Consider the following 26,536-nt stretch of genomic DNA (forward strand, 5'->3'; position numbering starts at 1 on the left):
GGCACAACCAGCCAGACGAGAGAGAGCGGACGAACCGTGGTGTTACTTGCGGCGGGCAGTGGCCTTCTTGGCCAGCGCGGTTGGCGAAGCCAGTCTGCGCCGTCTCTGGGCTGCTCCACCAACACAGGGTCCGTGGGTGATCCGGCGTAGCGTGAACCGGTGCCTGCACAGGATCCGAGGGCGTTGGTGCAGAAGCTGTGGGACTTCTGCGACGTGCTGCGCGACGACGGCTTGTCCTACGGCGACTACCTGGAGCAGCTCACGTACTTGCTGTTCCTGAAGATGGCCGATGAGCAGTACGTGTTGCTCGGAGGCGACCGCATCGTGCCGGTCGAGCACGACTGGCAGTCGTTGCTGAGCCGTTCGGGTTCGGAGCTCGAAGACCATTACAGCGATGCGCTGGCCGCGCTGGGCACCGGCGGGGACATGCTCGGCGTGGTGTTCCACAAGGCCCGGAACCGCATCCAGACGCCCGCGAAGCTCGAACAGCTCATCAAAGAGTTCATCGATCAGCACGAGTGGATGAGCTACGACGCGGACCTCAAGGGCGACGCGTACGAAGGCCTGATCGAGAAGACCGCTCAGGAAGGTGCCAGGGGGGCAGGCCAGTACTTCACGCCCCGAGCGCTCATCAACGCCATCGTCGACGTGATGCAGCCCGAACCCGGCCACCGCATCTGCGACCCTGCATGCGGCACGGGCGGGTTCTTTCTTGGCGTGTACCGGTCGATCGTCGAGCGGCACTCGCCACTGGAGCCCGACCAGGCCGAGCACTTGCGCTCGGGTGCGTTCACCGGTTGGGAGATCGCTGACCTGCCTGCCCGACTCTGTGCGATGAACATGCTGCTGCACGGCATCGAGAGCCCCGAGTCGGACTCACCGATCGTCGTGGACGACGCGCTGCGGGAATCACCGGGCAGGCCGTTCGACATGGTGCTGACCAACCCGCCGTTCGGCCGGTCGTCGTCGGACAGCTACGAGCGGGAAGACTTCTGGGCGACCACCCGCAACAAGCAGCTCAACTTCGTCCAGCACGTCGTGAGCCTGCTGCGCATCGGTGGCGACGCTGCCGTGGTGGTGCCCGACAACGTGTTGTTCGAGGCTGGTGCCGGCGAGACGATCCGCCGCCGACTGCTGCACGACTGCGAGGTCCACACGCTGCTGCGACTGCCGACGGGGATCTTCTATGCCCAGGGCGTGAAGGCCAACGTGCTGTTCTTCCGCCGCCGCGAGGGCGCGGAGGATCCTTGGACCCGTCAGCTGTGGGTGTATGACCTGCGCACTAACAAGCACTTCACGCTCAAGCAGAACCCGCTCGCCAGAGCCGATCTGGATGACTTCGTCTCCTGCTACCGACCCGACGCCCGCCACAAGCGCACCGAGTCCGAACGGTTCAAGCGTTACACATACGACGAGCTGATCGCCCGCGACAAAGTCAGCCTCGACCTGTTCTGGCTCCGAGACGAGAGCCTCGAAGACGCTGACAACCTGCCACCCCCCGATGTCCTCGCCGCCGAGATCGCCGAGGACCTCGAAGCCGCCCTCGCCGAAATCCAAGCCCTCTCGGAAAGCCTCGCCACCTCGACCAATCCTGAGTGAGCGACGCGCTCCGCTCCTGCTTTCTCGAACCCGATCGATGAGTCAAGGACGGTGGGTGGCACGCGTCCGGTGAGACGATGCATGGGCAACTTGTGCCTCAACCGTTGTTCCATCACTCCGGCGGTAGGAGTTCGCGTAGCTCTTCCACAGTGAGGGTTCGGTGCTTGCGTCGATGGAGCATGGCGTGACAGTTGGGGCACACCGGCCGCAAATCTTTGATGGGGTCGACGCGATAGTTGGGAATTTTCGCGACTTGATGCAACGGAATGACGTGGTGAACGTGCATGTAGCCGCGGCCGAGTTCGCCGTAGCGTTCCTCGAAGTCAACATCACAGACTTGGCAGCGGTGGCCGTAGTGCTCAAGGCAGACCGAACGAGCCCAGCTGTTGCGCTCGTAGCGGTTCACCTCCACGCGCTTCGTCGACCCCTCCGGCACCGTTAGGCCATCGGCCGCTCGCGCCCCGGCCTCATCACCCGAGAGCGGAGGGACGGCCGTAGCGGCCAGACGGTCCGCGGCACCAATTGCTCCGATTTGACGCACGGTGCCCCGGGTCTTCTTCCGAATCCATTCTCGGAGCTCGTCGTCCAAGGCGCATATGTGGATCTTGGTGTCGAGCCATTCGACAGGGATTCGATGCAGTGTTCCCGGTTCCTGGGCGGCGTCGAACTGATATAGGCCCGTAACCGTCCCGATAGCGACGTGCTGATTTCCGCTGCGGTCATTGAGGGGCAGAACGACGATGTCACCTAGCTTGATCTCGGTTCGGAACCTCCACAGTTGCCCGGCGTGGTTGCCAATCTTGCGTCGGTTGGCCTCCAGTCCGGGAGTGAGAACATCGATGTCATCTTTGAGTTCTTCAATGTTCGCGTAGGTGCCGAGATCCGGAAGCTGATCCCATGCAAAGGTCGCAACGCCGTTTCGCAGATTGTGCTCGACGTACTCGCCATTCTCCCCGGCGCGAACGACCCAGGCTCTAGCTCGGCGCAACCGTCCACCTTCCGCGGCCACGTCAACCACTCTTATCCGCCCGCGAGCGGGCGGACTAAGTGCACCTCTGACGTTGGAGTGAGGGCTTCGAGCCAGGGGTCGGGGATGATCTCGCCGTCGATGGCGACTGCCGTCGAGGACGTCTCGACGAGGTGTGCGTTGAGCGACGGGTAGAGCTCTGCGAGCTGACGCACCAGGTCGCGCACATTCGCAGCGTCGATGGTGACCTCAGATGTGCCGCCGGTGTGCTGGCGCTGGTCGGTCGAGAAATGAACGACCGCCATCGAGTCGCCTCGATGAATCGGCTCAGCGAGCTCGGGCTGCGATCAGCTCTCGGCGGCCGTCAGCGCTTCCAGCACTCGCGGTGGCGAGAGCGGCAGATCGCTGATGCGCACGCCGGTGGCATCGGCCACGGCGTTGGCCATCACCGGCAGCGGCGGCACGATGCCCACCTCGCCGACGCCGCGCACGCCGTAGGGATGCGACGGGTTCGGCACCTCCACGATGCAGGTCTCGATCATCGGCAGGTCCGATGCCACCGGGATGCGGTAGTCGAGGAATCCCGGGTTCTCGAGGTTGCCGTCGTCGGAGTAGATGTACTCCTCATTGAGCGCCCAGCCAATGCCCTGCACCACGCCGCCCTGCATCTGGCCTTCCACGTAGCTCGGGTGGATCGCCGTGCCAGCGTCTTGCGCGGTGGTGTAGCGCTCGACGGTCACCCGCCCGGTCTCCTGGTCAACTGACACGTCGGCGACCTGGACCGAGAAGGCCGGGCCGGCACCCCGGGCATTCAGCGACGCAGTGGCGCCCAGCGGGCCGCCGGTGCGTTTGGCGTTGCCGGTGATGGCGGCCAGCGTCAGCGGTTCCTGCTCGCCAGGTCCGTGCACGGCCGAGCCGTCCACCCATTCGACCTCTTCCACATCGCAATCCCAGGTCTTGGCCGCACGCTTGCGCAGCTGCTCCTTGAGATCCCGGCAGGCCTCCACGACCGCCATGCCCGTCGCGAACGTGGCGCGGCTGCCCTCGGTCACGTCGGTGAAGCCGACTACCTCGGTGTCGCCCACGACTGGCTGGATCAGGTGCACGTCGAGGCCCAGCTCCTCGGCGGCCATCAGCGCCATCGACGCCCGGCTGCCGCCGATGTCGGGGCTGCCGGTGATCACCGTGGCGGTGCCGTTCTCGTTCAGGTTGACCGTCGCGCTCGACGCCTCGCCGATGTTGAACCAGAAACCGCTGGCCACACCGCGGCCCTGCCCTTCGGGCAGCTCCGACTGGTAGTGGTCGCTGTCGCGGATCGCTTCGAGGCACTCGCGCAGGCCGATCATCGGCCACTTGGGCCCGTACGGCGTCGGGTCGCCCTGCGAGGGGCAGTTCTGGATGCGGAGGTCGAGCGGGTCCATGCCGACACGCGCCGCGATCTCGTCGACCACCGAGTCCATCGCGAATGCTGCTGCAGGCGCCGAGGGGGCCCGGTAGGCCACGTTGACCGGCCGGTTGAGCACCACGTCGAAGCCCTCCACATAGAGGTGATCGAGGGTGTAGGCCGACACGACGCACATGCAGCCGAGCATCGCCGCGATGCCCTGGAAGGCCCCGTTCTCGTATGCCAGCCAGGCCTTCGCCGTGGTGATGGTGCCGTCGTCGCGGGCGCCGACCTTCATCTTGATGATGGCCCCGGGTGCCGGGCCGGTTGCCCGGAACACGTCCTCACGGCTCATCACGATCTTGACCGGGCGGCCGGCCTTCGTCGACAGCAGCGCCGCCACCGGCTCGATGTAGATCGTCGTCTTGCCGCCGAAGCCGCCGCCGATCTCGGCCGGGATCACCTTGATGCGCGAGGTATCCCAGCCCAGCACCGTGGCTGTCGACGAGCGCACCATGAAGTGGCCCTGGGAGGAGGCCCAGATGACCGCCTTGCCTTCCTGGTCGCAGTCGACCACACAGGCGTGCGGCTCGATGTAGCCCTGGTGCACCGCCTGGGTCGAGAACTCCCGCTCGATCACGATGTCGGCCTCGGCGAAACCTTGCTCGACATCGCCGCGCTCGTACACCGTGCGGGCCGCGATGTTCGACGGCTCGGTGGGCCGCGGCTCGACACCGCGCGTGAACAGGTTGTCGTGCAGCACTGGCGCGTCGTCGGCCATCGCGTCGGAGATGTTCAGCACGTGGGGGAGCAGCTCGTAGGTGACCTCGATGGCCTCCGCCGCTGCCTTGGCCTCGCGCCGGGTGGACGCCGCTACCGCAGCCACGGCGTGGCCGCTGTACAGCACCGTGTCGCGGGCGATGACCGTGCACATCAGGTTGCGCGTCGCGCCCTTGGGCGGTGCTTCGGGGAAATCGGCCCCGGTGACCACCGCTTTCACGCCGGGCATCGCCTCGGCTGCTGAGGTGTCGATCGAGACGATCCGTGCGTGGGGATGCGGCGAGCGCAGGATGTGCCCGTACAGCATTCCCGGCAGGTTCAGATCGGCCGCGTAGCGGGCCTTGCCGGCGACCTTGTCGAGCCCGTCATGGCGGACGGGGCGGGTGCCGACCCAGCGGTAGCCGCTGGCTCCGTTGCCGTTGGTTCCGGTGCTTGCAGCAGCTTCAGTAGTGCTCATGTTCTGGTGTCCTTCTGCGGTGTCGGGTGAGTCTCAGCCAGCCGATGTCAATCAGGCTGGGGTACGGATCTGGACGGCGGCCTCGAGCACCGAGCGCACGATCTTGTCGTAGCCGGTGCAGCGGCACAGGTTGCCGGCGAGCGCGTAGCGCACTTCGGTCTCAGTGGGGTCGGGGTTCTCGTCGAGGAGCGCCTTGGCGGCGATGAGGAACCCGGGTGTGCAGATGCCGCATTGCAGCGCAGCTCCTTCGAGGAAGCACTGCTGCAGCGGGTGCAGTTCATCTGCGCTGGCGAGACCTTCGCAGGTAGTGATGGCGGCGCCGTCGGCCTCGGGGGCGAAGATCAGGCAGGCACACTGCAGGCGCCCGTTCATGATGACCGAGCAGGCGCCGCAGTCACCGGTGCCGCAGCCTTCCTTGGCCCCGATCAATCCCAGCTCGTCCCGCAGGGCATTGAGCAGCGATTCGCCGTCTTCGGTCAGAAAATCAACGGCGTCGCCGTTGACCTCGCAGTTCACATGTGTGCGGCTCATCAGGACGCTCCGTTCTGTCCGTTGCGTGTGCGAATCCGGTCGGCGGCAATGCCGGCGGCTCGACGGGTGAGCACGCCGGCGACCTGGCGCCGGTAGTTGATCGTGCCCCGCTTGTCGTCGATGGGGTTGCAGGCATCGCTGGCGGCTGCGGCTGCGGCGGCCAACGCTGCGTCGTCGAGGCTGCTGCCCACGAGCGCCGCCTCTGCGGCAGGCACCCGCACGACGGTGGGCGCCACCGCGCCGAGCGCGACCGAGGCCGCGCTCACATTGCCGCTGTCGTCCAGCGTGAGTCGCACCCCGGCACCCACCACGGCGATGTCCATCTCGGTGCGAGGGATGAGTCGCAGGTAGGCGTCGGAGGTGCCGCCGGCTGGCCGGGCGAGCTCGAAGCACACCACGATCTCGTCATGCGCCAGCGATGTCTGGCCGGGCCCGGTCACCACGTCGGCGACGGGCACCCGCCGCTCGCCGTCCGCGCCTGCGATCACGGCCACCGCATCGTTCACCACTAGGGCAGGCACGGAGTCGGCAGCGGGGGAGGCGTTGCAGAGGTTCCCGCCGAGGCTGGAGCGGTTCTGGATCTGGTCGGACCCGATGAGTCCTGCAGCCTCGGTCAGGCCTGGGAAGTCGGCAGCAAAGGCGGCGTTGGACGTCAGCGCCGAGCTGGGGGCCGCAGCACCCACCTGCCAGGTGTCGCCGTCGAGGCTCACCGACATGAGACGGTCGATCTTCTTGAGGTCGATCACCATCGACGGCTCAGGCCGCCCGGCGCGCATCTGCGGCACGACGTCGGTTGCGCCTGCGAACACGATGGCATCGGCGTCGCCGGCCAGCAGTGTCCTCGCCTCGTCAATGGTGGTCGGCGCGGCATATTTCATGCGGATAGCTCCCGATCCGTTGGGTGTTGCGTCATGTGTCGACGCACCGTCTCCCGGCGGTTGCGTCGCTCGCGCCGCCTGCGGGCGACGGCGCGCACGGCAGCGGACGTTAGTTGCGCTGAGCCGTGCTCGTCGCATCAACCGTCGCCGGCGACCGCCCGCACCGTGGCTTCCTGTCGCAAACGAGCCAAGAACCGTCGTTGACGAGCGGCAATCATGTGGAGCCGCGGCGGCGTCCGCGGGCGAACCGAGGAGCGGGTCATGGCTGGAGAAACGAACACGGCGCGGGTGTCGGACTGCGTGGTGCTTGCCGAGGTCCCCGACGGACCGCTCAGCGCCGAGCACTTCGCGTTGCAGCCCGAAGATGTACCCGAACCCGGACCGGGCGAGGTGCTCGTGCGGGTTCAGGCGATCACGATCGGCGCGGGACAGCGAGCCGGCCTGCAGGGCAGTGCCAGCTACGCGGGCGCCCCGGAAGCGGGTGTGGTCATGCGAGGCACGGGTGCCGGCATCGTGGAGGCGTCGAATGCCGACGGCATCAGCGTCGGCGACACCGTCGTGGGCTGGACCGGCTGGCGCCGCCACGCGGTGATGGCCGCCGACGAGCTGCGTGTCGCGGACGGCGCACTCGATCCCGCCCTGCACCTCGGTGTGCTCGGCACCAACGGGCTCACCGCCTACTTCGGCCTGCTCGATGTCGGGCGCCCAGAAGCGGGCGAGACCGTGGTGGTGTCCGCGGCGGCGGGATCGGTGGGCCACATTGCCGGGCAGATCGCCAAGGCGCAGGGTTGCCGGGTGGTCGGCGTGGCCGGCTCGGATGAGAAGTGCTCGCTGCTGGTCGACGAGCTGGGCTTCGACGTGGCGATCAACCGGCACTCGCCCGACTTCCGGGCCGAATTCCGGGCGGCCACGCCCGACCGCATCAACGTGTACTTCGACAACACGGGCGGCGAGATCCTCGGCTCCGCGCTCTTCCGCATGGCCACGTTCGGCCGCATCGTCTGCTGCGGAGCGGTCTCGGCCTACGACACTGCGAGCCCCGATCCCAGCCCGCGAGGCATCCCGGGTCTGCTGGTGAACAACCAGGTGCGCATGCAGGGCTTCATCGTGTTCTCCTACGCCGATCGCTATGACGAGGCCCGCAGCCAGATGCGCGAGTGGATCGATGCCGGGTCGCTCGTGCCCCGCCATGTCACCTACGACGGGCTCGATACTGCGGGTGGTGCCTTCGTCGACCTGCTCGGCGGACGCACCGTCGGCACCACCATCGTCCGCCTCGGCGACTGAGCGATATGGCCTGACCACGAGGTTGGGGCGGTCGTGGGGGGTCGGTAACCTGCTTCATTCGCGGCGCGGACTTCCTGCGTCGAACTGACGTCCGGCAAGGCCGGATGCCTCCCCGCTACGGGTCGGGTGTTCGGAACCGGTCGGCACAACCTCAGAACCGCTCCGCCGGCGCAGCCGTGCGGAGCGTTCGCATGGCGGCCCGCTAGGCGGGCAGCCATAGAGACAGCGGCCCGCTGAGCGGGCGGCCGAAGGGACAACTGCCCGCTGTGCGGGCAGTGAGATGCAGGGCGAAAGCACGAGAGAGACGCGCACATGGCCAACAGGGCGCTCGTCGCCACCAAGGTCGGCATGACACAGCTCTGGGACGACGACAATCGCGTCGTCCCGGTCACTGTGCTGCGCGTCGATGACTGCCGCGTCACTCAGGTGCGCACCAACGAGCAAGACGGCTACACCGCGGTGCAGGTCACCTACGGCCACCGCGAGGCCCGCAAGGTCAACAAGCCCATCAATGGCCACTACGAGCGCGCCGGGATCGACCCCGGCGTACAGCTCGTAGAGCTGCGGCTCGACGATGTGAGCGAAGTACCGGTCGGCACCGAATTGGGTGCCGACCTTTTCAGTCCTGGAGAGCTCGTCGATGTGACAGCCACCTCCAAGGGCAAGGGTTTCGCCGGCACCATGAAGCGACACAACTTCTCGGGCCAGCGCGCCAGCCATGGCGCGCACCGGGTGCACCGGGCCCCCGGCGCCATTGGCGCCTGCGCTACGCCCTCACGGGTGTTCAAGGGCACCCGCATGGCCGGGCGCATGGGCGGTGAGAAGGTCACCACGCTCAACCTCGCAGTCGTCGAGGCCGATGCCGAGCGGGGCCTGCTGCTGGTGCGGGGCTCGGTCCCCGGGCCCAAGGGCGGCACCGTCGTCGTCCGCAACGCAGTCAAAGCGCCGGCTGAAGTCTGATGCCGCTCACGCTTGACGTTCGCACCCCCGACGGCGGCACCGCCGGCACCGTGGAGCTCGACGAGGCCATCTTTGGCATCGAGCCGAACATGGCGGCGCTGCATCAGGCCGTCACGGCCCAGCGAGCTGCCCGCCGGAGCGGCTCTCACAGCACCCTCACCCGGGCCGAAGTACGCGGCGGCGGCGCGAAGCCGTGGCGGCAGAAGGGCACCGGTCGGGCTCGCCACGGGTCGATCCGCTCGCCGCAGTGGGTCGGCGGTGGCGTGGCGCACGGACCCAAGCCGCGCGACTACCGCCAGAAGGTGAACCGCAAGACCGTGCGACTGGCACTGCGCTCCGCCCTCAGCGACCGGGCTCGCAGCGAACGCGTCATGGTCATCGACGAATGGAACTTTGCCCAGCCGCGCACGAAGGACGCCATCGCAGTGCTCGAGAACCTGTCCCTCTCCGGACAGGTTCTGCTGGTTCTGGGCGACAGCACAGCACACCAGACGGCCGATCGCAGTTTCCGCAACCTCCCGTCGGTGCACTCGGTCAGCGCGGCCGAGCTGAACGCCTACGACATCCTGCGCTCGGACTGGCTGGTCTTCACCCGCGACACGCTTCCCACGAGCACTGGGCCAGCCACGAACGGGGCAGCGAGCGAGGGGGATGACCAGTGAAGGATCCCCGCGATGTGCTGATCGCTCCCGTCATCTCGGAGAAGTCGTATGACTTCCTCGAAGAGGGCATCTACGTGTTCCGCGTCCACCCGTCCGCAAGCAAGCCGGAGATCCGACAAGCGGTCGAGGAGATTTTCGACGTCAAGGTCGCCAAGGTCAACACGCTCAATCGCAAGGGCAAGAAGCGGCGCAATCGGCGCAACAACACCATCGGCAAGCGGCCGGACACCAAGCGGGCCATCGTCACCCTCGTCGAGGGCGACTCGATCCAGATCTTCAATTCCTAGGCGGGGCGTCATGGGCATTCGAGTACGCAAGCCGACCAGTCCCGGCCGAAGGTTCCAGACGGTCTCGGACTTTGCCGACATCACCGCGACCAAGCCCGAGCGGTCGCTCATCGCCAAGCAGCACTCCACCGGCGGCCGCAACAACCACGGCCGCAAGACCTCTCGCCACCGTGGCGGCGGTCACAAGCAGCGCTACCGGGTGATCGACTTCCGGCGCAACAAGGACGGTGTGCCCGCCACGGTCGCCACCATCGAGTACGACCCCAATCGCAACGCGCGCATCGCGTTGCTGCACTATCACGACGGCGAGAAGCGCTACATCCTGGCGCCGGCGGGGCTGGAGGTGGGCGACAAGCTCGCTAACGGAGCCCAGGCGGAGGTGCGTGTCGGCAACGCCATGCCGCTGCGGTACGTGCCGGTCGGCACCACCGTGCACAACGTGGAACTCAAGCCGGGCGCCGGCGGCCGCATGGCCCGTTCGGCCGGCGCCAGCGTGCAGCTCGTGGCCAAGGAGGGTGCGTACGCCACCTTGCGCCTGCCGTCCACCGAGATGCGCCGGGTGCCGATCGACTGCCGCGCCACTATCGGCTCGGTGGGCAACGCCGAGGCCGACCTCATCAAGATCGGCAAGGCCGGCCGGAACCGTTACAAGGGCGTCCGGCCCCAGACCCGTGGCGTGGCCATGAACCCGGTCGACCATCCCCTCGGTGGCGGTGAGGGCAAGTCGTCGGGCGGGCGTCACCCGGTGTCGCCGTGGGGCAAGCCCGAAGGCCGCACCCGCTCCAAGAACCGCAAGTCCAACGACCTCATTGTCCGCCGCCGCCGGACGCGCGGGTCCCGGAGGTAGAGCGATGCCGCGCAGTCTCAAGAAGGGCCCGTTCGTCGACGACCACCTGCTCTCGAAGGTGGACGAACTCAACGAGAGCGGCGAGCGCAAGGTCATCAAGACGTGGAGCCGGCGCTCCACGATCATCCCCGAGATGATCGGTCACACCATCGCGGTTCACGATGGGCGCAAGCACCTGCCGGTGTACGTGACCGAGTCGATGGTGGGTCACAAGCTCGGCGAGTTCGCCCCGACGCGGACGTTCAAGTTCCACGCCGGCCAGGAACGTGGAGGCAGGCGATGAGCGGGTGCACGCCAACGCAGACGTTCAAGCCCCGCGCCGGACGAGAGCAAGGCAGCAGGCGATGAGCGGGTTGATTGACCTCGACGTCATCGCCGGCGCGAAGGCGACGCACAAGTACGCGCGCCTGTCCGCGTCGAAGGCGCGGGTGGTGCTCAACCTCATCCGCGACGAAGACTTGGCGCTTGCCCGCGACCGCCTGCGCTTCTGCGAGCGCGGCGCCGCCGAGGTGGTGTCCAAGGTGCTCGAGAGTGCAGTGGCCAATGCCACCAACAACGAGCAGCTCGACGCCGACGAGCTGTATGTGGCCGAGTGCTGGGCCGACGAGGGTCCGGTGCTCAAGCGCTGGCGCCCGAGGGCACGGGGCCGCGCCACGCGCATCTTCAAGCAGACCAGCCACATCACGGTGATCGTGGCGCAGCTCAGCCCCGAGGAGCTCGAGATGCGCGAGGCCCGATTGGCCGCCTCGGGCTCTCAGACCGCCGCGGCTGCGCGTGCGGCCCGCGTGGCCGCCAGCCGCGCAACTCCCGACACCGACGAGGCCGAAGAGGCTGCGCCCGATGACATCGACGCAGTAGTTGACGAGACCGCGACAGACGATACCGCGGCCGCCGGCGCAGAGGAAGCAACCGAACCAGCCGACGAGACCGGAGAGACTACGGCTGCTGCGACGGACGAGATCGAAGCAGCCGATGAGAACGGCGAAGCCAGCGGGGACGATGCTGCCGACCCTGAAGCTGCCAACCCAGAAGAACGGAACTGATCATGGGTCAGAAGGTCAACCCGTACGGTTTCCGCTTGGGAATCACCACCGACTGGAAGTCCCGTTGGTACGCCGACAAGGAGTACCAGGACTATCTCATCGAGGATTGGAAGATCCGCGACTTCCTGCGGACGGAGCTGCCGCATGCCGCGATCAGCCGCATCGAGGTGGAGCGAACCCGGGATCGCCTGCGCGTCGACGTGCACACGGCCCGGCCGGGCATCGTCATCGGCCGCCGGGGCAGCGAGGCCGATCGGCTGCGCACGAAGCTCGGCAAGATCTCGGGCAACCCGAAGGTCCAGCTGAACATCCAGGAGATCAAGCAGCCCGAGCTCGAGGCAGCGCTCATCGCACAGGGCGTTGCGGATCAGCTCGCCGGCCGCGTCGCCTTCCGGCGGGCCATGAAGCGTGCCGTGCAGAACGCCCAGAAGGCCGGCGCGCTCGGCATCCGGGTGCAGTGCTCAGGCCGGCTCGGCGGCTCGGAGATGGCCCGAACCGAGTGGTACCGCGAAGGCCGGGTGCCGCTGCACACGCTGCGCGCCGACATCGACTACGGCTTCCGCGAAGCCCGCACCACGGCGGGTCGCATCGGCGTGAAGGTGTGGCTCTACAAGGGCGACATCCTTCCCTACAAGGTGTCCTCCGACGAGCGCATTCACCGCGAGGCGGCCATGGCCACTGGCCAGACGTCGGGTGACGGCGCACCCCCAGGGGGCGTGGTGTCATCGGCCGGGCGCAAAGGTGATCTCGAGGACATCCCCGAAGAGCCCGTCCCGCTGCTGCGCGAGGCCGATCCCGAATTCGAGCGCCTGCTCGAAGAGGAAGAGCAGATCGAGCGGGCCACACGCGACCAATCCCAGACGCCCAACTTCCGGCCGGGAGACGACTGATGCTGATGCCTCGCAAGGTGAAGCACCGCAAGGCGCATCGCGGTCGCATGAAGGGCCGCACCAAGGGCGGCACGGCCGTGCACTTCGGCGACTACGGCATCCAGGCGCTGGAGCCTGGCTGGATCACGGCCCGCCAGATCGAGGCGGCCCGTATCGCCATGACCCGACACGTCAAGCGCGGCGGCAAGGTCTGGATCAACATCTTCCCCGACAAGCCGGTGACCGCCAAGCCTGCGGAGACCCGCATGGGCTCGGGCAAGGGAAATCCGGAGAAGTGGGTGGCCGTGGTGAAGCCCGGCCGTGTGATGTTCGAACTGGGCGGCGTGAACGCCGAGCTGGCCCGTGGCGCCATGGAGCGCGCCATCCAGAAGCTGCCCATCCGGGCACGGGTGATCTCCCGAGAGGAGGCCATCTGATGGCAAAGGCCGTGACGCTCCGGACCCTGTCGGATGATCAGCTGCTCGACGAGCTGGACAGCGCGAAGAAGGAGCTGTTCAACCTGCGCTTCGCGTTCGCGACAGGGCAGCTCGACAACTCGGCGCAGGTGGCTGCCACCAAGCGCGACATCGCCCGCATTCACACAGTGCTGCGCGAGCGTGAGATCGCAGCGGCCGATGTGCTGTTGGACCCATCGGGTGGCCCAGTGCAGGGCTCGGCCGCTGGTCTGGCCGGCGCCTCGCAGGGCTCGGCCGCGGACAGCGCAGATTCCACAGGAGATCCGTCATGAGCACCGAGACTGCCGAGGCCGTCGAGCGCAACCGGCGCAAGGTGCGCGAGGGCATCGTCACCTCCACCAAGATGGACCGCACGGCGGTCGTCTCGGTGACCGAGCGTGTGCGCCACCCCCGCTACTTCAAGACCGTTCAGCGCACCAAGAAGCTCTACGTCCACGACCCCGCTGGAGACACGCGTCCGGGCGACCGGGTGCGCGTCATGGAAACCCGGCCGATCTCGAAGACCAAGCGCTGGCGCCTGGTGGAGATCATCGAACGGGCCCGATGAGGTGAAGGCAGCGAGGTCATGATCCAGCAAGAGTCCCGACTCAAAGTCGCCGACAATTCCGGCGCCCGCGAGGTGCTGTGCATTCGCGTGCTCGGCGGCACGGGTCGGCGCTACGCCTCGATCGGCGACGTGTTCATCGCCACTGTGAAGGACGCCATCCCGGGTGCAGCCGTGCGCAAGGGCGAAGTGGTGCGCTGCGTCGTGGTGCGCACGCGCAAGCAGCGCAGGCGCCCGGACGGCAGCTATATCCGCTTCGACGAGAACGCCGCCGTGCTCGTCGACGACAACCGCCAGCCGCGTGGCACCCGCATCTTCGGCCCCGTCGGCCGCGAGCTGCGCGACAAGCGCTTCATGCGCATCGTGTCGCTCGCCCCGGAAGTTCTGTGATGGGGGTGACGTGATGGCACGCCAGCGCAACCAGCTGCCGCGGCTGCGAGTCCGCAAAGGCGACACCGTGCGCGTGATCTCGGGCCCTGACAAGGGCCGGGAAGGCGAAGTCGTGTCGGTGGATCTGGCGCGCCGCCGCCTCACGGTGGAAGGCGTGAACGTGGGGCACAAGCACCAGAAGCCCTCCCAGCAGAACCAGGAGGGCCAGATCATCGACTACCTGCTGCCGATCGACGTGTCGAACGTGGCAGTGGTGTGCCCGCGCACAGGCCAGCCAGGCCGCGTCGGTTTCCGCTTCGAGGGCGGCCGCAAGGTGCGTTACCACCGAGTCTCGGGGGAGGAACTGCCATGAGCGTGACCGACGCCCAGACCGACGCCCCCTCCCTCGCTTCGTCCGACACCGGCGGCAGCGAGCGGCCTGAGCCCCGTATGAAGGTGCTCTACCGCGACACCGTCCGCGCGCAACTGCTCGACGAGCTCGGGCTCGCGAACGTGATGCAGGTGCCCACGCTGACGAAGATCAGCGTGAACATGGGCGTCGGCGCTGCGCTGACGAACCGGGGCCTGCTCGAGGGCGCCATCGACGACCTCAGCCGCATCTGCGGTCAGCGGCCGGCGATCACCCGGGCGAAGCAGTCCATCGCAGGGTTCAAGCTGCGCGAGGGCAACGCGATCGGCGCCCGCGTCACTATGCGCCGTGACCGGATGTGGGAGTTCTACGACCGTCTCGTGTCGTTGGCCATCCCTCGTATCCGCGACTTCCGGGGTCTGTCGCCGCGCAGCTTCGACGGCCACGGCAACTACACGTTCGGCCTCACCGAGCAGCTGGTCTTTCCCGAGATCGACTACGACAGCGTCAACCAGATCCGCGGCATGGACATCACCCTCGTGACGTCAGCCGTCGACGACGAGGGCGGACGTGCCCTGCTGGTTGCGCTCGGCTTTCCATTCCGTCAAAACCCAACGACCTAGCGCCCGGCTATTTCACCAGGCCCCGATTCAGCAAAGGCAGTACCGATGGCCAAGAAGGCACTCGTCAACAAGCAGCAGCGCACCCCCAAATTCAAGGTGCGCGCCTACACGCGCTGCCGCGTGTGCGGCCGACCGCGGTCGGTATACCGCAAGTTCGGGCTGTGCCGAGTGTGTTTGCGAGAGATGGTCCATGCCGGCGAGGTGCCCGGCGTGACGAAGGCCAGCTGGTGAGGGAGGTGCGCACATGTCGATGACCGACCCCATCGCGGACATGCTCACCCGCATCCGCAACGCCAACATGGTGTTCAAAGACGAGGTGGCCATGCCGTCCTCCAAGCAGAAGGAGCGCCTGGCGGCGATCCTCAAGCGCGAGGGCTACGTGAGCGACTACCAGGTGAGCGACGGCACCGACGGCCCCGCCCCGACGCTCACCATCAACCTGAAGTACACCGGTGACCGGGACCGCACCATCTCGGGGCTGCAGCGCATCTCCAAGCCCGGGCTGCGGGTGTACACCAAGTCCGACAAAGTTCCCCGCGTGCTCGGCGGCCTCGGCATTGCCGTGCTGTCAACGAGCCGGGGCCTGATGACCGACCGCGAAGCTCGCCGTAACCGCATGGGCGGCGAGATCCTCTGTTACGTCTGGTAGGAGGCGGCGATGTCACGCGTGGGCAAAACGCCCATCTCGATTCCCGACGGGGTGACGGTGACGGCCGAACCAGCCCCCGATGTCGCCGGTTCCGTGGCTGGCGATGTGGTGACCGTCAGCGGTCCTGGAGGCGAGCTCCAGCGCGAGCTGGCCGCGGGCATCCGTGCGCGCGTCGACGACGGGGAAGGCGGCAGCCAGGTCGTCGTGGAGCGCGCCGATGACAGCCGCTCGCAGCGGTCGCTGCACGGCCTGAGCCGGGCGCTGGTCGCCAACATGGTGCAGGGCGTGTCGCAGGGCTTCTCCAAGGAACTGCAGATTGTCGGCGTGGGATACCGCGCAGCAGCCCGCGGATCATCGGCGCTTGAGCTGTCGCTGGGATTCAGTCACACCGTGCCGGTGACGGCACCCGACGGCATCAGCTTCGAGGTGCCGAGCCAGACGTCCATCATCGTGAAGGGCATCGACAAGCAGCTCGTCGGGCAGGTCGCGGCCAATATCCGTGCGCTGCGCAAGCCCGAGCCCTACAAGGGCAAGGGCATCCGTTACGTCGACGAGCGCGTGCTGCGCAAAGCCGGAAAGGCGGCGAAGTGAGTGCTCCCACGAGGGCGGCCCGGCGTGATCGGCGCCGCCGTCGCGTCCGCAAGAAGATCACCGGCACCGCAGCGCGCCCGCGCCTGGCGGTGCACCGGTCCAACCGGCATATCAGCGCCCAGCTCATCGACGACGAAACCGGCCGCACAGTGGCTGCTGCGTCGTCGCGCGAGGCCGGCGTGACCGGTGGCGGCAACATCACAGCCGCTGGCGAGATCGGTCGGCTCATCGCCGAGCGGGCTCGGGCGGCTGGCACCACCACGGTCACCTTCGACCGGGGCGGGAACCGCTACCACGGCCGCGTGGCGGCCCTTGCAGATGCCGCCCGTGCGGGCGGCCTGGAGTTCTGAGGGAGGACTCGTGACAGACGCACCAACCTCACAGGCCGGCCCTTCTCAACCGCGCAGCGGCCCCGAAGCCGGCGGCGGCAGTGAACGCGGCGGCGGCAACGAGCGCGAGCGGGGTGGCCGTCGCCCGCGCGATCGCCAATTTGACAACCCCCGCAACAGCGGCGACGACGGTCTGCGTGAATCGCGGGTCATCGACATCAACCGCGTGGCCAAGGTGGTCAAGGGCGGCCGCCGCTTCTCGTTTTCCGCTCTCGTGGTGATCGGCGACGGCGCGGGCCGGGTCGGCCTGGGCTACGGCAAGGCCAAGGAAGTGCCGTTGGCGATCCAGAAGGGCACCGAAGAGGCCCGCAAGAGCCTGTTTGAGGTGCCCCTGGCCGGCTCCACCATCGTCCACCCCGTGCTGGGAGTCATGGGCGCCGGCAAGGTGCTGCTGCAGCCGGCCGCGCCAGGCACTGGGGTCATTGCCGGCGGCGCCGCCAGGGCGATCCTTGAGGAGGCAGGAATCAGCGACGTGCTGGCCAAGTCGCTCGGCTCCTCCAATCACATCAACGTGGCCAGGGCCACCATTGCCGGCTTGGCGGCCCTGAAGCGTCCTGACGAGGTGGCCAAGCTGCGCGGGCTGTCGCCCGAGGAGTGCATCCCGGCCGGTCTGCTCGAGGCATACCGGGAGACAGAGCGCACGCGCAAGCTGAGCGACGCATCTGCGGGGGCACCGTCATGAACGCGCCGGTTTCGAATCAGCACGGCACCAGCCAGATCGTGGTGACCCAGGTGCGATCGGCCATCGGGGCCAAGCCCAAGGCACGCGGCGCGCTGCGGGCGCTTGGGCTGGGCAAGATCGGCCGCAGCCATACGCTGCCGGATCGACCGGAGATCCGCGGCATGCTGCGCAAGGTGAGTCATCTGATCACTGTTGAATCCGTTACAGCTCAGGAGGTCGGCGATGCTGAGACTGCATGATCTGGCCCCGCCGCCGGGATCGAAGCGCAAGCGCAAGCGAGTGGCGCGCGGCACCAGCGGCAAGGGCGGCAAGACTGCCGGCCGCGGCACCAAGGGCACACGCGCCCGTGGCACCGTTCCTGTCTGGTACGAGGGCGGGCAGTTGCCGCTGCAGGTCCGCGTTCCCAAGCTCAAGGGCTTCAAGAACCCGTTTCGCGTCGAGTACCAGCCGGTCAATCTCGACACCCTCGAAGACTGCGGTCTCGACGAAATCACCCCCGCCGAGCTGCTGGCCCGCGGCTTGGTGTCCAAGGGTGCCATGGTCAAGATCCTCGGGCGCGGCGAGATCACCCGGTCCGTCACGGTGAAGGCCCATGCCGTATCTGGCTCGGCCCGGGCAGCCATCGAGACTGCCGGCGGCAGCATCGAGATTCTGCCGCCCACATTCAGCGGCCCCCGGCCACCCGCTCGGGGCAACCAGCACACAAATCGCTAGGGGCTCATCGTGCTCGGCCACATGCGCAACATCTTCCGGATCGCTGACCTGCGCCGGAAGATCCTGTTCACGCTGTTCATCATCGCGGCGTACAGGCTGGGCTCCCAGGTGCCGGTGCCGGGTATCGACTTCGACGCCATTGTGTCCTTGCGCGAGCAGGCCAGCTCGACCGGCGGCGTGCTGGCGCTGCTGAACCTGTTCTCGGGCGGCGCGCTCACCAACTTCGCGATCTTCGCGTTGGGGATCATGCCGTACATCACGGCGTCGATCATCATCCAGATCCTCACCGTCGCGATCCCGCGCTTCGAGCAGCTCCAGCAACAGGGTGCGGTAGGGCAGCGGAAGCTGACGCAGTACACCCGCTACCTGACGCTGGGCATCGCCTTCGTGCAGGCCACGGGCATCACGTTCATCTTCGGGCGGGGCCAGGGCACTGCCTTGGGCAACACCGCCGGCGTCATCGTCATCCCCGACTTCACGTTCAACCGCGTGGCGCTGGTGATCCTGTCGCTGACGGCAGGCACGGCGCTGCTCATGTGGATGGGCGAGCTGATCAGCCAGCGCGGCGTGGGCAACGGCATGTCGCTGCTGATCTTCGCCTCGGTCGTGTCCACGATCCCCTTCGACGGCGCCCGCTTGCTGGCGGTGCAAGGCACGGTGTACCTGGCGGCGGCGATCATCGTGGCCACGGGAATGATGGTGGCCATCATCTTCATCGAGCAGGGCCAGCGTCGCATCCCGGTGCAGTTCTCCCGCCGGCAGGTGGGCCGCAGGCTCTACGGCGGGCAGAACACCTACATCCCGCTGAAGGTCAACCAGTCGGGCGTGATCCCGGTGATCTTCGCCAGCTCGATCCTGTTCCTGCCGGTGCTGCTGTCGAATGTGGCGAACTGGGGCTGGCTGCAGACCGCTGTCGACGAGTACCTGACCCAGCCCGACAACATCGCCTACATCCTCTTCTTCGGCGGGTTGATCGTGGGCTTCGCCTACTTCTATACGGCCATCACGTTCGACCCGGTGCGCCAGGCCGACAACATCCGCAAGCAGGGCGGCTTCATTCCCGGCATCCGGCCCGGGCCGCAGACCGAGCGGTACCTGGCCAGAGTGCTGAACCGCATCACGCTGCCGGGCGCTTTGTTCATTGCCATGGTGGCGCTGCTGCCCAGCGTGCTGCTGTCGCTGACCAGTGACCTCGATGCGCTGGGCTCTGGTGGCGCCGGTGCAGCCATCGGCTTCGGCGGCGTCTCGATCCTGATTGCCTCCGGCGTGGCGCTCGAGACCATGAAGCAGGTCGACAGCCAGTTGCTGATGCGCAACTACGAAGGATTCCTGGCCTGATGAGCACGCGACGGCTGGTCATCCTGGGCAAGCAGGGAGCTGGCAAGGGCACCCAGTGCGAGCTGCTGGTGGAGCGCTACGGCGTCGCTCACATCTCGACTGGCGACATGCTGCGCGCTGCGGTCGCTGCAGGCACCGAGCTGGGTCGGCAGGCCAAGGCAGTCATGGATGCAGGCGACCTGGTCAGCGACGAGCTGATCCTGGGCATCGTGGCTGAGCGGCTCACCGAGCCCGACACTGCTGCCGGTTTCCTGCTCGACGGCTTCCCTCGCACCGAAACCCAGGCCGACGGTCTGTTCGCGCTGCTGGCGCCGAACGCGGTGGACCGGGCGATCGACCTGGACGTGCCCGACGAGGTAGTGACCCGGCGGATGCTGGAGCGGGGCCGAGCCGACGACACGCCTGAGGCCATTTCCCGGCGGCTGGAGCTGTACGAAGCCGAGACAGCGCCGCTGCGGAAGCTGTTCGCCGATCAGGGAGTGCTGGTGACGGTGGACGGACTCGGAACCCCCGCCGAGGTCCATGGACGCATCGTGGCCGCCATCGAGGCGACACTGTGAGCTCTTGTTGGCGGCCATGGCGGCCGCACGAACAGCACAGCGGCCGCCATTGGGGCGGCACTGTGACCCCTATACTTGCTCGCTCGTCTACAGCGCAGGTCACCCGATGAAAGTCCGTCCGAGCGTCAAGAAGATCTGCGACAAATGCCGCGTGATCCGCCGTCACGGGCGGATCCGGGTGATCTGTGAGAACCCGCGACACAAGCAGCGGCAAGGCTGAGACAGGAGTTCTGTATCGATGGCCCGAATCGCCGGCGTCGACATACCGCGTGAGAAGCGTGTGGAGATCGCGCTCACCTACATCTACGGCATCGGCCGCTCGGCCAGCCAGCAGATCTGCGAAGACCTGAACATTGCCGAGCGCACGCGCGTGCGTGACCTGACCGATGCCGAGGTGGCCCGCATCCGCAACCACATCGACGCAAACCTGGCCGTCGAGGGAGACCTGCGGCGCGATGTCGCCCAGGACGTCAAGCGGAAGATCGAGATCGGCTGCTACCAGGGCGTCCGTCACCGCCGCGGTCTTCCGGTACGGGGCCAACGCACGCATACGAACGCACGCACCCGCAAGGGTCCGCGCAAGACCGTCGCTGGCAAGAAGAAGGTACGCAAGTGAACGTGCGCGGCCGATTTCGTCGGCAACGAGAGACCGGACGCATGAGAGGCGGGCGCAAGTGAACCAGCAGCAGCAGCCTCGCCGCGGGCGGCGGAGGGAGCGCAAGAACGTCGGCGACGGTGTGGCGCACATCAAGAGCTCGTTCAATAACACGATCATCACCTTCACCGACCTGCAGGGCAATGTGGTGTCGTGGGCCTCGGCCGGAAACGCCGGTTTCAAGGGCTCCCGCAAGTCGACGCCGTTCGCCGCGCAGCAGGCCGCTGAGCAGGCCTCCGAGCGCGCCATGGAACATGGCGTGCGCCGGGTGCACGTGCACGTGAAGGGTCCCGGCTCGGGCCGCGAGACCGCGATCCGCTCCATCCAGAATTCCGGCATCGAGATCAAGGGCATCCGCGACATGACGCCGGTGCCGCACAACGGCTGCCGCCCCCCGAAGCGCCGGAGGGTCTGAGATGTCTCGCTACACCGGTCCCAAGGCGCGCGTCTCGCGGCGGCTCAACACCAATATCTGGGGCACTGAGGGCGAGACGAAGGCGCTCGACCGGCGTCCCTACCCGCCCGGCGAGCACGGCCGCGGCAGGCGGCGCAGCCAGAACTCGGAGTTCTTGCTGCAGCTGCAGGAGAAGCAGAAGTGCCGCTTCACCTACGGGATGACAGAGCGGCAGTTCCGCAACGCCTACGAAGAGGCTGCCCGTCAGCGCGGCGTCACCGGCGAGAACCTGCTCCGGCTGCTCGAGCTGCGGCTCGACAACATCGTGTACCGGGCCGGCTGGGCGGCGACTCGCCCGCAGGCCCGCCAATTCGTGAGCCATGGCCACATCGATGTCAACGGGCGCCGGGTGAACATCCCCAGCTTCCGGGCCCGCAAGGATGACGTGGTCGAGTTGCGGACCAAGGCCCGCGAGATCGTCACCATCCGCTGGAATCTCGACGTGCTGGACCGCACCCCGCCTGCGTGGCTGGAGGCGAGCGACGGCGGCCAGCGGGTCACCGTGCGCGAGCTGCCGATCCGATCCCAGATCGAGATCCCGGTTCGCGAGCAGCTCATCGTCGAGCTCTACAGCAAATAGTCCTGTCAACATCTGCCGCCCACGAAGGGGTGAACGTGTCCATCTCCGACACCTTGGTTATGCACCGACCGACGATCGACATCCTCGGCGAGCCCGAGGGCAATCGCCAGCGCTTCGCCATCGGCCCGCTGGAGCCTGGCTTCGGGCACACGCTGGGCAACTCGCTGCGACGCACTCTGCTGTCGTCGATTCCCGGCGCAGCAATCACCCAAGTGCGTTTCGACGACGCGCTGCACGAGTTCACGACTATCGAGGGCGTCGTCGAAGATGTCACCGACATCATCCTGAATCTCAAGGACGTGGTGCTGAGGTGTCACACCGACGAACCCGTGGCGGTGCGCCTTGACGAGCGGGGCGTGGGCCCGGTGCTGGCGGGGCACGTCGACTGGGGCATCGACGTCGAGTGCCTGACCCCCGACCTGCACATCGCGACGCTCGGCGAGGGCGCCCGCCTGGCGATGGACCTCACTGTCGAGCGCGGCTGGGGCTACGCGGCGCCCGAGAGCGAGCGTACCGGCAGCACGATCGGCGTGATCCTCGTTGACGCGCTGTTCAGCCCGGTGCGTCGTGTGGCGGTTGAGGTCGAGCCGGTGCGCGTCGAGCAGTCCACCGATTTCGATCGGCTCGTGCTCGACATCGAGACCGATGGCGCGATGACCCCGCGCGAAGCGCTGTCGTCGGCGGGCGACACCCTGTGCCGGCTGATGCTCATGATTGCCGAGCTGTCGCCGGAGCCCCTGGGTCTCGATATCGCCGAGGTGGCGGTCGGCGGCGGCCGGACCAGCGATCTCGAACGTCCCATCGAGGACTTGGGTCTGTCCGAGCGCGCCCGCAACTGCCTCAAGCGTGCGCAGTTCAACACCATCGGCGAGTTGCTCGACCAATCGGTGGACGAACTCATGACCGTTCCTAACTTCGGCCAGAAGTCGCTCGACGAGGTCATCGAGAAGCTCGACGAGCGGGGTCTGGCGCTGCGTGGCATGAGCCCGTCATCCGAGGCTGAGTCTGAGGGCGAAGGCGAGTCCGATGCCGAGCAGGCCACCCCAGCGGCGGTCAGCTGATCATGCCCACGCCCACGAAGGGCCGACGCCTCGGCGGCAGCGCCAGTCACCAGCGCTCCATGCTGGCCAATCTGGCGGCGTCGTTGTTCGCTGCGGAAGCCATCGAGACCACCGAGGCCAAGGCCAAGGCGCTGCGGCCGTACGCCGAGAAGCTCATCACGAAGGCGCGCAAGGGCGGGTTGGCACGGCATCGCCAGATCATCGCCAGCCTCAACGGCGACCAGGAGATGGCCCAGAAGCTGGTCGACGAGATCGGCCCGCGCTACGAGGGACGTCCGGGCGGCTACACGCGCATCTTGAAGCTCGGGCCGCGCCGGGGCGATAACGCCCCCATGGCGCTCATCGAGTTGGTCTAGCTCTTCGCGGAGTCCCGACAATGAGCACCGAGGACCCGTTGAGCGCTGGGCCGTCGAGCCTTGGCGTGCTCGACGCCTTGCGGGCGCTGGACACCCCGACCGTTTGCAACGCGCTCGAGGTTGTGGCTCCGCATCGCCGCGCCTACGGCTACACCACGTCACCGCTGGTCTGTCCGGACCCGGACACCGTCATGGTCGGCTACGCCCGCACGGCCACGATCCGCGCCAATGCGCCATCGGGCCGATCCGGCGACAACGACCTGGCAATGCGTGTCGGCTACTACCGGCACATGGCCGAAGGCCCTCAGCCCACGATCACCGTGATCGAGGACATCGACGCATCGCCTGGCTACGGCGCCTGGTGGGGCGAAGTGAACAGCAGCATCCACGCCGGGCTCGGTTCGCTCGGCGTCATTACCAACGGCTCGATCCGTGACCTGGGCGAGTGGGCGCCGGGCTTCGGCGCCCTGGCCGGCTCGATCGGCCCGTCCCACGCCTGGGTGCACGTTGTGGAGTACGCGGTGCCGGTGACGGTGCACGGCATGTCGGTGCGTCCCGGCGATCTCATTCACGCCGACCGTCACGGTGCGGTCGTGGTGCCTGCCGATGCGGCGGCCGACGTTCCCGCAGCGGCCGCCAAGATCGCCGCTGCCGAGCGCGTGCTCATCGACGCCGCCCGCAGCGAGGACTTCTCTATCGACCGGCTGACCGCCCTGCTCGACCCCAAGGGCGACCACTAGTCCTTCGCTGGCCAGCGCGGTTGTGGGCGCAGCTGCGGGGTCTATCGCACGAGTGCCGCGTTGCGGCGCAGTGTTTCGCGTGCCTCGGCGTAGCGCTCGGCGAGACGCTGGCCGACGCGCCCAATCCGGTCGATCATCTTCATGAGGCGGTCGCGCGCCGCTTCCGCGATGCTGGACAGTTCAGTCAATCCCGGCAGATTCCAGTCGCGCAGCACGACGGGCTGCAGGATCTGATCGTGGTGGATGGCTAGGTCATAGATCCCGGCTTCGGCGATGATGCGGGAGTGGGTGTCGAAGTCGGTGATGCCCACTCCGGGCATGGCGAAGCTCTTGACTTGGTTGGCGATGGCCACCACCGCGCTGGAGGGGTCCATCTCGACCGCGGCACTCATCACGTCGCGGTAGAACAGGAAATGCAGGTTCTCATCAAAGGCGACCCGCCGCATGATGGCCTTGCCGGCTGGGTCGTCGATGTGGCGCCCGGTGTTGAAGTGCGCGATTCGGGTGGCCAACTCCTGCAGCGTCACGTAGGCAAGGCCTTCCAGCAGGCTCGGCGGCTGGGGCACTTGCCCGCACTGCACCTGCGCCATGCGCGCCCGCTCCAGTGCCACGGGGTCGAGGGCGCGGGTGACCGACAGGTAGTCGTAGATGACCCGGCCGTGCCGTCCCTCTTCCGCCGTCCAGCGGCGAACCCATTCGCCCCATGCGCCCTCACGGCCGAACAGCCGCTCGCTGTCACGGAAGTAGTACGGCAGGTTCTCCTCGGTGAGCACGTTCACGAAGAGGGCGCTGCGAGCCTCAGGGGTGAGGTTGGCCTCCTCGGGCGACCATTCGTAGTCGGGCGCGAAGTCTTGGCCCCGGCTCCAGGGTACGAGCGCGTGGGGGTGCCATTCCTTGGTCTGCCGAAGATGGCGCGCGAGGAGTCGCTCGACCTCGGGCTCCAGATCGGCGAGCGTCCGGGCATCAGCCTCTACCGGCATCGGGCATCGCCAATCACCATGCGGCATGGAGCCTAATGATGTAATCCCACCGTTCAAGACGTGCCGAGCCACGAGGAGCTCGCGCCGATGCCAACCGCCGGCCGCAACGGGCGATCGCGGCGTCAGGAGTTGGTGCGCACGCCGAGGGCCCGCTCGAGGTTGACGAGGTACCCGGCAAACGCCTTGCGTCCTGTCACCGTGGCTTCGATCCACGTGCGCGGCTTGGCGCCGTGGAACTCCTTGGTCGTCGCCACGTAGTCAGCGTTTTCCAGCTTCCGCAGGTGAGTCGTCAGGTTGCCGGGCGTCAGGCCCAGCTGCTTCTGTACGAACCCGTAGGCGAGCCGGTCCCGCTCGTCCAGTGACACGAGCAACGACATGATCTGCAGTCGCGCCGGCTGGTGGATGATCTCGTCGAGGTCGATGGCACCGCCGTCGGGCACCCCGTTGGGATCTACCATTCGCCGGTCCTGCGCACCCACGTGGCGATGGCTCCGAGCAGTCCGAGCATCGCGAAACCCGACACTGCTGGGGCGATGTCCTCGAACAGGTAGTGCGGAACGTAGAAGGCCGCGGCCATGCCCACACCGAAGGTGGCGATCACCGTCCGGTGCAAGATGCCGAAGAGCACGTAGCCGAGCGCGATGACCCCCATCAAGACGAAGGGGATCTTCTCCGAACCGGACTCGTTCCACAGACCCGCTGCACCCGGCAGCAGCCCTGCCGCCACGATGACAGCCATCCAGTAGGCGAACACGCGGATACCGGCGCTCTGCATGGCGAAACCTGGCGACACCGCGCGCCCGGCGCGGTAGCCGATGGTCATGCTGCCGATGACGCCGAGGAACGTGATGATCGCCCATAGCGGCCCCGGATACCACGGATTTTGATCGGCGAAGCTGGGCGCGAAGGTGGACACTGCGTACTGGGCGAGGTAGGCGATCGAGATGATGCCTGCCCACATCAGCAAGATCGCTGTGCTCCCGGCCGTGTGCATGGCGCTGCGAGCGCCATGCATGGTGCTGAGAACGGTCTCCCAACTCTCGTCGGGTCTCAGAGCTGTCGAATCATCGGTCTCTGTCGACATCACAACCTCCTAGGTCCGCAATGCAAACTAGTTTGTATTGCAAACTATACGGAGACGCAAGCGGATGCAAGAGCAATCGGGCATTGGCTGCGTGACGGCCGTGCTCTTGAGCTAGGCGTGGGCGTCGAGCGCGGCGCTGTAGTTGGCTGAGGCGAATTCCCAGTTGATCAGGTGCTCGACGAACGCGTCCACGTAGGCGGCCCGGGCGTTCTGGTAGTCGAGGTAGTAGGCGTGTTCCCACACGTCGATCACCAGCAGTGCTCTCAGGCCGTCAGTCAGGGGCGTCTGGGCATCGTCGGTCTGGACGATGCGCAGCGAGCCCCTTCCGTCGCCGCCCGAACCGTCGAATACCAGCCAGCCCCAGCCCGATGCGAAGTTCCCGACTGCTCCGGCGGCAAACTCGGCCCGGAACGCGTCAACGCCGCCGAAGCTTGCCGCTAGCGCCGCTGCCAGGTCGCCGCCGGGCTCGCCGCCGCCACCGGGCGACATCGACTGCCAGTAGAAGTTGTGGTTCCACGTCTGGGCTGCTGCATTGAACAGCCCGCCTGCGGGCAGCGAGCACACCAGATCTTCCAGCGCCCGGCCCTCATTGGGCGTGCCGGCGATGCCGTTGTTCACTGCTGTGACATAGCCAGCGTGATGCTTGCCGTAGTGGAAGCTGATCGTGCGCTCGCTGATGTGCGGCGAGAGCGCATCGGGTGCGTAGGGAAGGTCTGGCAGCTGGATCGTCATCTGAGTCCCACGTGGTCACCGGCCCGGGCGAGTATGCC

39 protein-coding genes and 1 pseudogene are annotated in these 26,536 nt (G+C 67.3%); 31 read left to right on the top strand and 9 right to left on the bottom strand.

Going from position 1 to position 26,536, the window contains the following annotated elements:
• Positions 1-159 precede the first annotated feature (159 nt).
• Entirely contained in the window at positions 160-1,599 is a 1,440-nt protein-coding gene (locus ACOGXD_RS07210) for a type I restriction-modification system subunit M (RefSeq protein ID WP_419917186.1), read from the top strand.
• A 112-nt stretch (positions 1,600-1,711) separates the two neighbouring features.
• Here the strand turns inward: ACOGXD_RS07210 and ACOGXD_RS07215 are convergent, their stop codons facing one another.
• The 5 genes from ACOGXD_RS07215 to ACOGXD_RS07235 are packed head-to-tail and all read right to left on the bottom strand — an operon-like array spanning position 1,712 to position 6,596.
• Positions 1,712-2,608 (bottom strand): HNH endonuclease, encoded by an 897-nt coding sequence (locus ACOGXD_RS07215; RefSeq protein WP_419917187.1) that lies wholly within the window; start codon positions 2,606-2,608, stop codon positions 1,712-1,714.
• Between the two features lie 11 nt (positions 2,609-2,619).
• A complete protein-coding gene (locus tag ACOGXD_RS07220) occupies positions 2,620-2,871 on the bottom strand; it encodes a MoaD/ThiS family protein (RefSeq protein ID WP_419917188.1) in 252 nt (83 codons plus the stop codon).
• Between the two features lie 42 nt (positions 2,872-2,913).
• Entirely contained in the window at positions 2,914-5,187 is a 2,274-nt protein-coding gene (locus tag ACOGXD_RS07225) for a xanthine dehydrogenase family protein molybdopterin-binding subunit (RefSeq protein WP_419917189.1), read from the bottom strand.
• A gap of 51 nt (positions 5,188-5,238) precedes the next feature.
• The gene (locus tag ACOGXD_RS07230) at positions 5,239-5,718 is read right to left on the bottom strand and encodes a (2Fe-2S)-binding protein (protein ID WP_323671058.1); all 480 of its coding nucleotides are present in this window, start codon (positions 5,716-5,718) and stop codon (positions 5,239-5,241) included.
• Positions 5,718-6,596, bottom strand: a complete 879-nt coding sequence (locus ACOGXD_RS07235; protein ID WP_419917190.1) for an FAD binding domain-containing protein — start codon at positions 6,594-6,596, stop codon at positions 5,718-5,720. The genes ACOGXD_RS07230 and ACOGXD_RS07235 overlap by 1 nt, the downstream gene beginning before the upstream one ends.
• A gap of 261 nt (positions 6,597-6,857) precedes the next feature.
• On the opposite strand from ACOGXD_RS07235, the gene ACOGXD_RS07240 reads away from it, so the two are divergent.
• From ACOGXD_RS07240 to ACOGXD_RS07385, 30 genes and pseudogenes are all read left to right on the top strand, one after another.
• Positions 6,858-7,883 (top strand): NADP-dependent oxidoreductase, encoded by a 1,026-nt coding sequence (locus ACOGXD_RS07240; RefSeq protein ID WP_419917191.1) that lies wholly within the window; start codon positions 6,858-6,860, stop codon positions 7,881-7,883.
• A 312-nt stretch (positions 7,884-8,195) separates the two neighbouring features.
• The gene (gene rplC / locus ACOGXD_RS07245; protein ID WP_419917192.1) at positions 8,196-8,843 is read left to right on the top strand and encodes a 50S ribosomal protein L3; all 648 of its coding nucleotides are present in this window, start codon (positions 8,196-8,198) and stop codon (positions 8,841-8,843) included.
• Positions 8,843-9,505 carry a 50S ribosomal protein L4 gene (gene rplD / locus ACOGXD_RS07250; protein WP_323671050.1) on the top strand — a complete coding sequence of 221 codons (663 nt, stop codon included), beginning with the start codon at positions 8,843-8,845 and terminating at the stop codon, positions 9,503-9,505. Before rplC ends, rplD begins: the two co-directional genes overlap by 1 nt.
• Positions 9,502-9,792 (top strand): 50S ribosomal protein L23, encoded by a 291-nt coding sequence (gene rplW / locus ACOGXD_RS07255; RefSeq protein ID WP_419909894.1) that lies wholly within the window; start codon positions 9,502-9,504, stop codon positions 9,790-9,792. The genes rplD and rplW overlap by 4 nt, the downstream gene beginning before the upstream one ends.
• Positions 9,793-9,802: 10 nt before the next feature.
• Positions 9,803-10,639 carry a 50S ribosomal protein L2 gene (gene rplB, locus ACOGXD_RS07260; protein WP_419917193.1) on the top strand — a complete coding sequence of 279 codons (837 nt, stop codon included), beginning with the start codon at positions 9,803-9,805 and terminating at the stop codon, positions 10,637-10,639.
• A gap of 4 nt (positions 10,640-10,643) precedes the next feature.
• The gene (gene rpsS, locus ACOGXD_RS07265) at positions 10,644-10,922 is read left to right on the top strand and encodes a 30S ribosomal protein S19 (protein ID WP_323671047.1); all 279 of its coding nucleotides are present in this window, start codon (positions 10,644-10,646) and stop codon (positions 10,920-10,922) included.
• 61 nt (positions 10,923-10,983) lie between these two features.
• On the top strand, positions 10,984-11,682 hold the full coding sequence (gene rplV / locus ACOGXD_RS07270; RefSeq protein WP_419917194.1) for a 50S ribosomal protein L22: 699 nt from the start codon (positions 10,984-10,986) through the stop codon (positions 11,680-11,682).
• 2 nt (positions 11,683-11,684) lie between these two features.
• On the top strand, positions 11,685-12,572 hold the full coding sequence (gene rpsC, locus ACOGXD_RS07275; RefSeq protein ID WP_419854745.1) for a 30S ribosomal protein S3: 888 nt from the start codon (positions 11,685-11,687) through the stop codon (positions 12,570-12,572).
• The gene (rplP, locus tag ACOGXD_RS07280) at positions 12,572-12,988 is read left to right on the top strand and encodes a 50S ribosomal protein L16 (protein ID WP_323671046.1); all 417 of its coding nucleotides are present in this window, start codon (positions 12,572-12,574) and stop codon (positions 12,986-12,988) included. Before rpsC ends, rplP begins: the two co-directional genes overlap by 1 nt.
• Entirely contained in the window at positions 12,988-13,299 is a 312-nt protein-coding gene (rpmC, locus tag ACOGXD_RS07285; RefSeq protein WP_419917195.1) for a 50S ribosomal protein L29, read from the top strand. The genes rplP and rpmC overlap by 1 nt, the downstream gene beginning before the upstream one ends.
• Positions 13,296-13,574 carry a 30S ribosomal protein S17 gene (rpsQ, locus tag ACOGXD_RS07290; RefSeq protein WP_419917196.1) on the top strand — a complete coding sequence of 93 codons (279 nt, stop codon included), beginning with the start codon at positions 13,296-13,298 and terminating at the stop codon, positions 13,572-13,574. The genes rpmC and rpsQ overlap by 4 nt, the downstream gene beginning before the upstream one ends.
• A gap of 18 nt (positions 13,575-13,592) precedes the next feature.
• Positions 13,593-13,961, top strand: a complete 369-nt coding sequence (rplN, locus tag ACOGXD_RS07295) for a 50S ribosomal protein L14 (RefSeq protein ID WP_323671044.1) — start codon at positions 13,593-13,595, stop codon at positions 13,959-13,961.
• 43 nt (positions 13,962-14,004) lie between these two features.
• Positions 14,005-14,313, top strand: coding sequence for a 50S ribosomal protein L24 (rplX, locus tag ACOGXD_RS07300; protein WP_419917371.1), 309 nt, complete (start codon positions 14,005-14,007; stop codon positions 14,311-14,313).
• Positions 14,310-14,933, top strand: a complete 624-nt coding sequence (gene rplE, locus ACOGXD_RS07305; RefSeq protein ID WP_419917197.1) for a 50S ribosomal protein L5 — start codon at positions 14,310-14,312, stop codon at positions 14,931-14,933. Before rplX ends, rplE begins: the two co-directional genes overlap by 4 nt.
• Before the next feature lie 45 nt (positions 14,934-14,978).
• The gene (locus ACOGXD_RS07310) at positions 14,979-15,164 is read left to right on the top strand and encodes a type Z 30S ribosomal protein S14 (protein ID WP_323671042.1); all 186 of its coding nucleotides are present in this window, start codon (positions 14,979-14,981) and stop codon (positions 15,162-15,164) included.
• Between the two features lie 13 nt (positions 15,165-15,177).
• Complete coding sequence (gene rpsH / locus ACOGXD_RS07315) at positions 15,178-15,582, top strand: 30S ribosomal protein S8 (RefSeq protein ID WP_419854741.1); 405 nt, start codon at positions 15,178-15,180, stop codon at positions 15,580-15,582.
• A gap of 9 nt (positions 15,583-15,591) precedes the next feature.
• Positions 15,592-16,173: a 50S ribosomal protein L6 gene (gene rplF, locus ACOGXD_RS07320; protein ID WP_419854740.1), complete on the top strand. Its 582-nt coding sequence runs from the start codon at positions 15,592-15,594 to the stop codon at positions 16,171-16,173.
• Positions 16,170-16,523 carry a 50S ribosomal protein L18 gene (gene rplR / locus ACOGXD_RS07325; protein WP_419917198.1) on the top strand — a complete coding sequence of 118 codons (354 nt, stop codon included), beginning with the start codon at positions 16,170-16,172 and terminating at the stop codon, positions 16,521-16,523. Before rplF ends, rplR begins: the two co-directional genes overlap by 4 nt.
• Positions 16,492-17,244 (top strand): 30S ribosomal protein S5, encoded by a 753-nt coding sequence (gene rpsE / locus ACOGXD_RS07330; RefSeq protein ID WP_419917199.1) that lies wholly within the window; start codon positions 16,492-16,494, stop codon positions 17,242-17,244. Before rplR ends, rpsE begins: the two co-directional genes overlap by 32 nt.
• Positions 17,241-17,483, top strand: a complete 243-nt coding sequence (rpmD, locus tag ACOGXD_RS07335) for a 50S ribosomal protein L30 (RefSeq protein WP_419917200.1) — start codon at positions 17,241-17,243, stop codon at positions 17,481-17,483. The genes rpsE and rpmD overlap by 4 nt, the downstream gene beginning before the upstream one ends.
• Entirely contained in the window at positions 17,467-17,958 is a 492-nt protein-coding gene (gene rplO, locus ACOGXD_RS07340; protein WP_419854737.1) for a 50S ribosomal protein L15, read from the top strand. The genes rpmD and rplO overlap by 17 nt, the downstream gene beginning before the upstream one ends.
• Positions 17,959-17,967: 9 nt before the next feature.
• Complete coding sequence (gene secY, locus ACOGXD_RS07345) at positions 17,968-19,296, top strand: preprotein translocase subunit SecY (RefSeq protein ID WP_419917201.1); 1,329 nt, start codon at positions 17,968-17,970, stop codon at positions 19,294-19,296.
• A complete protein-coding gene (locus ACOGXD_RS07350; RefSeq protein ID WP_419854735.1) occupies positions 19,296-19,856 on the top strand; it encodes an adenylate kinase in 561 nt (186 codons plus the stop codon). The genes secY and ACOGXD_RS07350 overlap by 1 nt, the downstream gene beginning before the upstream one ends.
• Before the next feature lie 106 nt (positions 19,857-19,962).
• A complete protein-coding gene (gene rpmJ / locus ACOGXD_RS07355; RefSeq protein ID WP_323671035.1) occupies positions 19,963-20,076 on the top strand; it encodes a 50S ribosomal protein L36 in 114 nt (37 codons plus the stop codon).
• 18 nt (positions 20,077-20,094) lie between these two features.
• Positions 20,095-20,472 (top strand): 30S ribosomal protein S13, encoded by a 378-nt coding sequence (gene rpsM, locus ACOGXD_RS07360; protein ID WP_323671034.1) that lies wholly within the window; start codon positions 20,095-20,097, stop codon positions 20,470-20,472.
• 58 nt (positions 20,473-20,530) lie between these two features.
• Positions 20,531-20,926: a 30S ribosomal protein S11 gene (gene rpsK, locus ACOGXD_RS07365; RefSeq protein ID WP_419917202.1), complete on the top strand. Its 396-nt coding sequence runs from the start codon at positions 20,531-20,533 to the stop codon at positions 20,924-20,926.
• 1 nt (position 20,927) lies between these two features.
• Complete coding sequence (rpsD, locus tag ACOGXD_RS07370; RefSeq protein WP_419863537.1) at positions 20,928-21,545, top strand: 30S ribosomal protein S4; 618 nt, start codon at positions 20,928-20,930, stop codon at positions 21,543-21,545.
• A 59-nt stretch (positions 21,546-21,604) separates the two neighbouring features.
• Positions 21,605-22,606 (top strand): DNA-directed RNA polymerase subunit alpha, encoded by a 1,002-nt coding sequence (locus ACOGXD_RS07375; protein WP_419917372.1) that lies wholly within the window; start codon positions 21,605-21,607, stop codon positions 22,604-22,606.
• A 2-nt stretch (positions 22,607-22,608) separates the two neighbouring features.
• Positions 22,609-22,959 (top strand): annotated as a pseudogene (gene rplQ / locus ACOGXD_RS07380) (50S ribosomal protein L17); the annotation flags it as partial.
• A 23-nt stretch (positions 22,960-22,982) separates the two neighbouring features.
• The gene (locus ACOGXD_RS07385; RefSeq protein WP_419917203.1) at positions 22,983-23,702 is read left to right on the top strand and encodes an RraA family protein; all 720 of its coding nucleotides are present in this window, start codon (positions 22,983-22,985) and stop codon (positions 23,700-23,702) included.
• A gap of 41 nt (positions 23,703-23,743) precedes the next feature.
• Here ACOGXD_RS07385 and ACOGXD_RS07390 read toward each other — a convergent pair whose 3' ends face one another.
• The 4 genes from ACOGXD_RS07390 to ACOGXD_RS07405 form a co-directional block, all read right to left on the bottom strand.
• Positions 23,744-24,682, bottom strand: coding sequence for an acyl-ACP desaturase (locus ACOGXD_RS07390; RefSeq protein WP_419917204.1), 939 nt, complete (start codon positions 24,680-24,682; stop codon positions 23,744-23,746).
• Between the two features lie 122 nt (positions 24,683-24,804).
• Positions 24,805-25,140, bottom strand: a complete 336-nt coding sequence (locus ACOGXD_RS07395) for a transcriptional regulator (protein ID WP_419917205.1) — start codon at positions 25,138-25,140, stop codon at positions 24,805-24,807.
• Positions 25,134-25,766, bottom strand: a complete 633-nt coding sequence (locus tag ACOGXD_RS07400; protein ID WP_419917206.1) for a hypothetical protein — start codon at positions 25,764-25,766, stop codon at positions 25,134-25,136. Before ACOGXD_RS07400 ends, ACOGXD_RS07395 begins: the two co-directional genes overlap by 7 nt.
• A 111-nt stretch (positions 25,767-25,877) precedes the next feature.
• On the bottom strand, positions 25,878-26,498 hold the full coding sequence (locus tag ACOGXD_RS07405) for a superoxide dismutase (protein ID WP_419917207.1): 621 nt from the start codon (positions 26,496-26,498) through the stop codon (positions 25,878-25,880).
• Positions 26,499-26,536: the final 38 nt, after the last annotated feature.

The sequence above is a fragment of the Candidatus Poriferisodalis sp. genome (genome assembly GCF_965204125.1).
Taxonomy (GTDB): Bacteria; Actinomycetota; Acidimicrobiia; order Acidimicrobiales; family Poriferisodalaceae; genus Poriferisodalis.